Annotated in this window: 7 protein-coding genes; 6 read left to right on the top strand and 1 reads right to left on the bottom strand. The window is 62.2% G+C overall.

Annotated features, from left to right (window positions below):
- The coding region (locus SGJ19_10245) for an alpha/beta hydrolase (GenBank protein ID MDZ4780621.1) at positions 1 to 136 on the bottom strand (136 nt) is incomplete at its 3' end.
- A 217-nt stretch (positions 137 to 353) separates the two neighbouring features.
- On the opposite strand from SGJ19_10245, the gene tmk reads away from it, so the two are divergent.
- From tmk to SGJ19_10215, 6 genes are all read left to right on the top strand, one after another.
- Positions 354 to 992 carry a dTMP kinase gene (tmk, locus tag SGJ19_10240; GenBank protein ID MDZ4780620.1) on the top strand — a complete coding sequence of 213 codons (639 nt, stop codon included), beginning with the start codon at positions 354 to 356 and terminating at the stop codon, positions 990 to 992.
- An 11-nt stretch (positions 993 to 1,003) separates the two neighbouring features.
- The gene (locus SGJ19_10235; GenBank protein ID MDZ4780619.1) at positions 1,004 to 2,893 is read left to right on the top strand and encodes an ATP-binding protein; all 1,890 of its coding nucleotides are present in this window, start codon (positions 1,004 to 1,006) and stop codon (positions 2,891 to 2,893) included.
- Positions 2,894 to 3,190: 297 nt separating this feature from the next.
- Positions 3,191 to 4,630 (top strand): argininosuccinate lyase, encoded by a 1,440-nt coding sequence (gene argH / locus SGJ19_10230; protein ID MDZ4780618.1) that lies wholly within the window; start codon positions 3,191 to 3,193, stop codon positions 4,628 to 4,630.
- Between the two features lie 5 nt (positions 4,631 to 4,635).
- A complete protein-coding gene (locus SGJ19_10225) occupies positions 4,636 to 6,915 on the top strand; it encodes a hypothetical protein (protein ID MDZ4780617.1) in 2,280 nt (759 codons plus the stop codon).
- A gap of 8 nt (positions 6,916 to 6,923) precedes the next feature.
- Positions 6,924 to 7,472: a hypothetical protein gene (locus SGJ19_10220; protein MDZ4780616.1), complete on the top strand. Its 549-nt coding sequence runs from the start codon at positions 6,924 to 6,926 to the stop codon at positions 7,470 to 7,472.
- Positions 7,472 to 8,539: a sigma-54 dependent transcriptional regulator gene (locus tag SGJ19_10215; GenBank protein ID MDZ4780615.1), complete on the top strand. Its 1,068-nt coding sequence runs from the start codon at positions 7,472 to 7,474 to the stop codon at positions 8,537 to 8,539. Before SGJ19_10220 ends, SGJ19_10215 begins: the two co-directional genes overlap by 1 nt.
- The last annotated feature ends 69 nt before the right edge of the window (positions 8,540 to 8,608 follow it).

Raw genomic sequence — 8,608 nt, 5'->3', positions numbered from 1 at the left:
GCGACGCCAGGAAAAACATCTGCGCTTCCCAAGCGTCGGCCGTCAGCGGCCAACCATGGCTGAACGTGATCGGCCGGCCCGATCCCCAATCCTTGTAATACAGCTCCGTGCCGTCCTTCGTCGTGAATCGGGCCATGCGATGTTCTCCTTGATGCCTCAGATAGCTGACGATCGAAATTCTACAGCGAGTCCCACCACGAAGTCAGTCGACAGCACATCGCGCGCCAAGCCCAGGGAAGGCCCCCAACAATCTCGCCACACATATCAACCCAGCCGGCCTTCCCTGGGGGAGCGCGGCGATTTCCACCCCCCTCAGCCATCGCGCCCGCAGTCCGGTTCGCTACAATCACGCCATGCGGCCACTCTTCATCTCCCTCGACGGCGCCGACGGCGTTGGTAAATCCACGCAAATCGAACTACTGCGCGCCTGGCTCGCAGCGCGCGGTCAGAACGTCGTCACTTGTCGCGACCCGGGTGCCACGCCGCTCGGCGAAAAAATCCGCCACCTGCTCCTTCATACCGAAGGCCTGGCCATTTCGCGCAAGAGCGAATTGTTGCTCTATATGGCGTCGCGCGCGCAGTTGGTCGAAGAAATCATCGCCCCCGCGCTGGCGGCCGGCAAGACAGTACTGAGCGATCGCTACTTACTCGCCAGCGTCGTCTATCAAGGACACGCCGGCGGACTGCCCACCGGCGATATCTGGAAAGTCGGCAAGGTCGCCACCGGCGGCCTATTGCCCGACCTCACGATCGTCCTCGACGCGCCGCCGGAAACCACCGATGCCCGCATGCAGCGCGAGCGTGATCGCATGGAACGCCAGGGAGACGCCTTCCGCGATCATTTGCGCCAAGGCTATCTCACCGAAGCGGCCACGCAACCGCAGAACATTATTGTCATCGATGCCGCGCGCGAGATCGCCGCGGTACAATCCGATATCCAAGCGGCGGTCGAGCGCGTGCTCACCTTGCCGTCGCGCACTATCGAGGGATAAAGCACTCTCCCATGGCCAACGCCGCCCCGCAGTACGGCTTCTTCACGGAACTCGCGCGGATCATCAACGCCGGCCAGTCGCGCAGCCTGCTGGTTACCGGCAACATCCACGATCTGTATTTTCTCTCCGGCGAGAACGGCGGCGAGTATCAGCCGCTCGTCGAATTCCTCTGCAGCAAGTGCGCAGTGCCCGGACTGATTCGCGTCGTCTACGAATTGAATGGCCCGATTCGCATACTCGATGAACAGCATCGGCTGTCGATTCGCAACAGTTGGGTCTCCTGGCGCGCCGCGCGCGAAGTGGACGACCTGGCCCTCGCCGCGCTCTCCAGCAAACGCGATCAGGCCCAGCGCGAGATGCTCGAAAACGAGTTTGACGCCCTCGTCCGCGACGCCATCGGCAAACCCACTGTGGCCCTCGAGCTGCTTCGTCAGATCAGCCTTTGCTCGCGCACGCTCACGCCGCAAGGCCGGCCCTATCTGGCCGAGAACTTGTTCATCGTCATCGAAGGCGCCGACATTCTGTTGCCCGCCGGCGACGGCGATCTCTCCCGCCTTTCCGCCAGTGATCGGCATCGCGTCACCGTAGTGCAGGATTGGTTCTCCGATCCTGGCTTCATGAACGCCGACGACTCAGTGATTCTGCTGGCCGAATCGCGCAGCGAAGTCCATCCCCGCGTGGCCCGCTTGCCAGCGGTGCTCTCGGTCGAAGTCCCCGCGCCCGATATGGCCGCGCGCCAGCATTACATTGAGTGGTTCGTCGATTCCGCGGCCAAGGTCACGGTCGGCCGCAAGATGCCGGTCCCGAAGCTTTGGGCCGGCCCGGCGGAACTCGCGCAATTCACCGCCGGTCTCTCAGTGCATGCGCTCCGGCAGTTGTTGATCGGCGCAGCGCATAGTGGCGAAACGCTCTCCGCCGCCGCGGTGATTGCCAAAGTCGAGGATTTCATCCGCGCGCAACTCGGCGACGACGTGATCGAATTCAAAAAGCCGAGCCATCGCCTTACCGACGTAGTCGGCTTCACCAAGCTCAAGGATTTCATCCAGTCCGAACTCCTCCCGCGCTTCCGCACCACCGGCGACGATGCTCTAAGTGGCGCGGCCGTCGCCGGACCTATCGGCGGCGGCAAGACGTTCATCTTCGAGGCCGCGGCCTCCGAATTGGATCTGCCGGTGCTGGTGCTGAAGAACATCCGCAGTCAATGGTTCGGCCAGACCGACGTCATCTTCGAACGCCTGCGCCGCGTGCTCGAAGCGCTCGTCAAAGCGGTGATTTTTGTCGACGAGGCCGACACCCAATTCGGCGGCGTCGGCCAGGACGCCCATGAAACGGAACGCCGCCTGACCGGCAAGATTCAACAGATGATGTCCGACACCAAGCTCCGCGGCCGCATCATCTGGCTGCTGATGACCGCGCGGATTCATTTGCTCTCGCCCGATATCCGCCGCCCCGGCCGCGTCGGCGACTTGATCATCCCAGTTCTCGATCCCGAAGGCGAAGACCGGCAGGAATTCCTCCGCTGGGTGCTCAAAGCCGTCGGCCTCCAGGACGCCGCCAAATACTCGGACGTCGCTACGCCGCCGGCAACCGCGACGCAGGTCCAAGATCCCTTGCGCCGCCTCGATGAGCTCACCCGTGGCTATTCGGCGGCCTCGTTCGCGTCGCTGCGGTCCCATCTCAAGGCCAAGTCCGTCGCCAGCAAGCTCGAACTCGCCGACGTGGAAGCCATCGTCCGCGACCACATTCCGCCCGCCATCGAGGACACCCGCCGCTACCAAACCCTCCAGGCCCTGGTGAACTGTACCCGCCGCTCCCTGCTCCCCGACCCGCAGGTCAGCGACTCCACCCGGGCCGCCTGGTACGACGAACTGCGCGCTCTAGAGGCACGCGGCATCCGCTAGCCAACCACGCCTCGCCGCCACTCGATTTTGAAAAACGCATCGAGCCAACTTGGGAATTCCCAACGATTTAGGTAGACGACTGCCTTTTAGCTGAAAACGCCAATTCGATTTCGAAAAAACGCCAGCGACCATCCCGAAATTGCACCAAATCCACCCCTTCCAGCCCCCTTTCATCCCCCAAAAAACGCCGCTTCCTCCCCTACCAACCTCGTTGACAGTTCGTCCTAAGCCGTTTACAGTAAATAAGTTGTTGCAATAAAGTTCTGCGAGGCTCGACCATCCTGTCGAGACCCACCGGTGGCCCAAAAGGCTTGGGGCGGAGTTTTTCAAGAGGCGACGGATCGCCGTGTCGAGAAGTTCACCGAAAGCGTGACCTTCGATCACCGCCTCTACGCGCAGGATATCGCCGGCTCCACCGCCCACGCCAAAATGCTTGCCCACGTCGGGCTCATCACCGACGACGAGTGCGAACAAATTGTGCAGGCCTTGGCGGAAATCCGCCGCCAGTTTGAGCAGGGCGAGTTTCCGCTCCGCATCGAGTTGGAAGATGTGCACATGCACATCGAGCAGGCATTAGTCGAACGACTCGGCGACATCGGACGCAAACTCCATACCGCGCGCAGCCGCAACGACCAGGTTTCCACCGACCTCCGTCTTTGGGTCCGCGAAGCCATTGATCGTATCGATCAACTGTTGGCCAATGTGCAAGCAGCCTTCGTAAGCCGTTGCCGGCGCGATCAAGACATGATCCTGCCCGGCTACACGCACCTCCAGCGCGCGCAGCCGGTGCTGGCGCCGCACTACTGGCTCGCCTATTGCGAAAAGCTCCAACGTGACCGCGGCCGCCTGGTGGATTGCCGCCATCGCGCCAATCAACTCAGCCTCGGCGCCGGCGCGCTCGCAGGCTCCACATTGCCGATCGATCGCGAGTTCGTCGCGCGCGAACTGAACTTCGCCGGCGTGGCCGCCAACAGCCTGGACATTTCCAGCGACCGCGATTTCGTGATCGAATTCGCCAGTGCTCTAGCGCTCATCGCCGTCCATCTCAGCACCTGGGCCGAGGAATGGATTCTCTGGTCGACGACCGAATTCAACTTCCTGAAACTCCCACAGGCCTTCTGCACCGGCTCGTCGATGATGCCGCAAAAGGTCAATCCGGACGTCCTCGAACTCACTCGCGGCAAGTCGGCCCGCGTGTTGGCGACCGTCACGCGACTACTGACGCTGGTGAAGGGGCTGCCGCTCGCCTACAACCGCGACCTGCAAGAAGACAAAGAAGCCATCTTCGACGCCTACGACACCGTGGCCGCGTGCCTGGAATTGGCGGCCCCGTTGGTGGCCGGCGCGGAACTGAACCGCGAAGCCATCCACGAACGCCTCGACCGCGGCCACCTCGACGCCACGACGTTGATGGAATACCTCGTGCGTCAAAACGTGCCCCTGCGCACGGCGCATGAGCTCACCGGGCAACTCGTCCGCACGGCGATCGAGCGCAAGTTACGGCTATCGGACTTGAGCCTCGACGATTTCCGCGCGGTCTATCCGGCGATGGACGACGGCGTGTACGGCGTATTGGGCGTCGACAATGCCGTCAACGCATTCGTCAGCTACGGTTCGACCGCCCCGGCGGAAGTGGATCGGCAAATTGGCATTTGGGAGGAGCGAGTTCACCACGGAGGGCACGGCGAGCACGGAGGACGCACTGAGTTGGCAACCTTGGCGCGCACCCCTAGTTGAGTTGGATGATGAAAACGCATTGGCAAATCGGGTTGGGAATCGCCTTGCTGCTGTCCTGCAGTCAGGCGACGCATGCGCAGGACGAAGTGGCCGCCGACGAGGCCGCCGTAGCAACGCCCGCTGCCGCAACGCCGGCGCAACCCCCGGCGCCGAAATCGACCATTCCCGCCGTGCTAGCCGTGCTGGAAACCAATCCCACGACGCCGCTGGAACTGTTCCGCGCCGCCGAGATCGTCACCGATTTAGGCGACCTGCCTGTCGCCAAGGAACTGCTCGAAAAACTGTTGGCCGCGTCGCCCACGGAAGACCAACTGGCCGATCTTTGGGAACGCCATGGCAGCGCCCGCTTTATTCGCTTCAAGACAATCGCCGAACTGAATCCCGCAGCGACCAATCTGGCCGCGAAGATTCAGGCCGCGGCGGAAAAACGCACCAGCGACCCAGCGCGACTCGCGGCGTTACTGACGCGCCTGCAATCACCCGAACCGGACGAGCAGCGCGCCGCGATTGAGTTGCTGCGCACCGGACGTGGCGCGGCGGTCAATGCGCTGTTGCAAGTCCTCGCCGATCCCGCCCAACAAACCGAACATCCCTCCGCCCGTCGCGCAATCAAAGCGCTCGGCAACGATGCCTTCGGGCCATTGGTCGCGGCGCTCGACGCCGAGAACCTCGCGCTCCAGCAACAAGTCGTCGCCTGTCTCGCGGAATCGCCGCGCGAGGAAGCCCGTTGGTACTTGATCGCTCCGGCTCTGGCCGCCGACAGTCCGGCCGCGGTCAGTGCGGCGGCGTCGGAAGCCGTGACCAATTGGCTGGGTCACGCCCCGAGCGTCACAGAAGGGGCGGCGATTCTGTTTAATCGCGCACAAGCCTATTACGATCGCCGCGTGCTGCTCGGCGAGAGCGAATTGGCGCCGATCGAAATCTGGATCTGGGACGCCGCGGCCGGCCAGGCCACGAAGCTGGAGTTGCCGCCGCACGACGCCGGCTTGCACTATGCCGAGCGTTTGGCCCGCGACGCCCGCCGCCTCGCGCCCGCGGAACGCTCCGTGCAAACACTTTACTTCGGCGCCTTGCTCGAATCCGCCCAAGCCAAGGCGGGTTGGAATCAGCCGTTGCCGGACGGCGCTGGCACGGCGATTGACGAATTGAAGCTGGCCGGCGCAGACGTCGCCAGTTCGCTGTTGAGCGAATCGCTCAAGAACGGGCATCCCGCCGCTGCACTCAATGCCGTTCGCGTCCTCGGTGACTTGGGCGATGCGTCCGCGTTGCAGCAAGGCAGCGCGCCGAGTCCCTTGGTCGAAGCGGTCCGCAGCGACGACCGGCGCGTGCGCTTTATGGCGGTCCGTTCGATTCTCAAACTGCAGCCCCGCGAAGCCTTTCCCGGCAGCAGCTATGTAACCCAGGCCTTGGAATCATTCCTGCGCACCGCCGGCGAGCCCCGCGCCGTGGTCGCCTGTCCGAAGTTAGCCGAAGCCCAACGTCTCGCCGGTTTGTTGATGGAAGCCGGGTACGATGCCGAGAGCGTCGACATCCTCGGCGAAATTCAGCGCGTGGTGAATGCCTCGTCCGATTGCGAGTTGCTGCTGATCGACGTCCGCTACGCGGCGCTGACGTCGGGCGAACTGCTGGCGAGACTGCGGCGCGATCCGCGGACTGCCAAATTGCCGATCGGCGTGATCTATTCGCCGTACGATCGCGCAAATCCCACGCCGCTCGATTCCGCCGGCGGCATCGTGGTCACGCCCGACGATCAACAGATCGTCGAAAAACTCGCCCGCCGCTTCACCGGCATCCAGCCGATCATGCGTCCGCAGGAAACCGCGAACCTGACCGCGCAATTGGAATGGTTGCTCGCGCCGCGGGCCGCGAATGCAGTATCGAAAGATGAACGCTTGAATCAAGCGAAGTACGCATTAGCCTGGACGCGGCAATTGGCGGAGCAACCCGGCTCGCCCTTTACCGTCGCTCTGTTGGAGCCGGTCGTCCGCCCGTTGCTGGGGAACGAAGCCTTCACCGCGGACGCCGCCGCGACGCTCGCCCAATTGGGGACCGCCACCGGGCAATCAGACCTGGTGGCGTTGGCGAGCAACGCCTCGGCGCCAATGCCGCAGCGCGAAATCGCCGCGCAAGCGTTCGCGGAAAGCGTCAAGCGACACGGCATCCTGCTCACCACGGTGCAGATCGGACTGCAATACGACCGCTACAACGCCAGCGCCACCGCGGAAGAGGCGACGCAAAAGCTGTTGGGAAGTGTTCTCGATGTTCTTGAGAGCAAGCCCAAATGAGGCCAGCCATGTTACGCGAACCTGTCGTTCCCACCGCTCAAGACATCAATGTCTATGACTCGCTCGATGAGCGTTCCGCTATCAAACATTTTCTCGGCAAGAATCTGGATGAAGCAGAGACAATGTTTCGAGATAGTCCCTACGTGCTTGAAGACTTCATGCACATGGGCCCCAAGGCATTTTGCTACTACATTCAAGCATTTCTGTCATATCTGAAAAGCGATGCCTCGACGGAGGACTCTGAAGGCGCTTTCTCATTCTGCAGCATGCTGGAATTCTGGTTGGAATTCGACGTTCGAGAGAGAGTGGCGGCCCTTCCCGCCTTGTTGGATGGTGTCCGATACATGATCAGTCATGCCGACAAGTTCAAAGATAGAGTCGAACTCGATCCTGCCTTGATCTTGGAGGCCATCCGTTCACACCAAATCGACACACGGCCTGACGATGAAATTCTAGCGGACCTCGATCTACCAGCCCGCCTCGCCAAATTGAAGTCCCGCCTTGAGTCGCTGTTGCACGCGGGACAATCGAACGGAATCCCTAGCCAACGCTCCTGATGAAACCCCTGTTTTCCCAAGGCAACACGAATCAGACCGGTCCCCCGATTCCGGGCTTGATCGGGTCGAGTCCCGCAATGGAGCGGGTCTACAAGCTCACGCGCCAGGTGGCGAAAACCAACGCGTCCGTGTTGCTCTTGGGCGAAACCGGCACCGGCAAGGAATTGATCGCCCGGGCGATCCATCAACTCAGCCCGCGCGGCAGCGGACCGTTCGTAAAGGTGAATTGCGGCGCGTTGCCGGAAAGCCTGCTGGAAAGCGAACTGTTTGGTCACGTGCGCGGTTCGTTCACGGGCGCGGTGGCCAATCGCACCGGACGCTTCGAAGCCGCGCACACGGGCACAGTGTTTCTGGACGAGATCAATTCCACCACGCCGATGTTGCAGGTGAAGTTGCTCCGCGTGTTGCAGGAGCGTGAGTTTGAGCGCGTCGGTGATACGCAAACCATCCGCGTCGATACCCGCGTCGTGGCGGCGAGCAATCGCGATCTGATGGAAGAAGTCGGCGCCGGACGATTCCGCGACGACTTGTATTACCGGCTCAATGTGGTCCCGGTCGACCTGCCCCCCTTGCGGGAGCGACGTGAAGACATCCCCGAGTTGGTCGGGTTCTTCCTGGAAATGTACAATGAAGCCAACGACCGCTACGTCCTGCACGTCGAACGCCGGGCGATGGAGGCCCTGCAGGAATATCACTGGCCGGGCAACGTCCGTGAACTGCAGAACTACATCGAGCGTTCCGTGGTGCTCGCGCCGGGAGACGAATTGTCCGTCGACCTGCTACCGGACACGGTCCTCGGCCAACGCCGCCCGCGCAACCCGCGGCTGCGCGATGCCGACCTGGAAACCCTGGCCTACGAGCTGGTGCTGCAAGGCGTGTCGATCGCGGGCCCGCAGGAAGACAATCTGTTCAACAAGATCGTCAACCGCGTGGAGCGCGAGCTGATCGCCCAGGTGATGACCGCCTGCGACAACGTGCAAATCAAAGCGGCCGCCAAACTCGGCATCAACCGCAACACGCTGCATAAAAAACTCAAAGACTACGGACTGGAGAATGGGGAAGAGTAACGATTGAAATGTTTGAACCGCAGAGGCGCAGAGGGAAGAGGGTAACCGCGAAACACGCTAAAAGGCGCG

The organism is Planctomycetia bacterium (assembly GCA_034440135.1).
GTDB lineage: Bacteria > Planctomycetota > Planctomycetia > Pirellulales > JALHLM01 > JALHLM01.
This window is presented reverse-complemented; position numbering and strand designations above follow the sequence as displayed.

Bases quoted from the DNA above. Each gene is read 5' to 3' on its own strand.
- SGJ19_10215 (MDZ4780615.1), top strand. From the start codon at position 7,472: ATGAAACCCCTGTTTTCCCAAGGCAACACGAATCAGACCGGTCCCCCG.
- SGJ19_10225 (MDZ4780617.1), top strand. From the start codon at position 4,636: ATGATGAAAACGCATTGGCAAATCGGGTTGGGAATCGCCTTGCTGCTG.
- SGJ19_10220 (MDZ4780616.1), top strand. From the start codon at position 6,924: ATGTTACGCGAACCTGTCGTTCCCACCGCTCAAGACATCAATGTCTAT.
- SGJ19_10235 (MDZ4780619.1), top strand. From the start codon at position 1,004: ATGGCCAACGCCGCCCCGCAGTACGGCTTCTTCACGGAACTCGCGCGG.
- tmk (MDZ4780620.1), top strand. From the start codon at position 354: ATGCGGCCACTCTTCATCTCCCTCGACGGCGCCGACGGCGTTGGTAAA.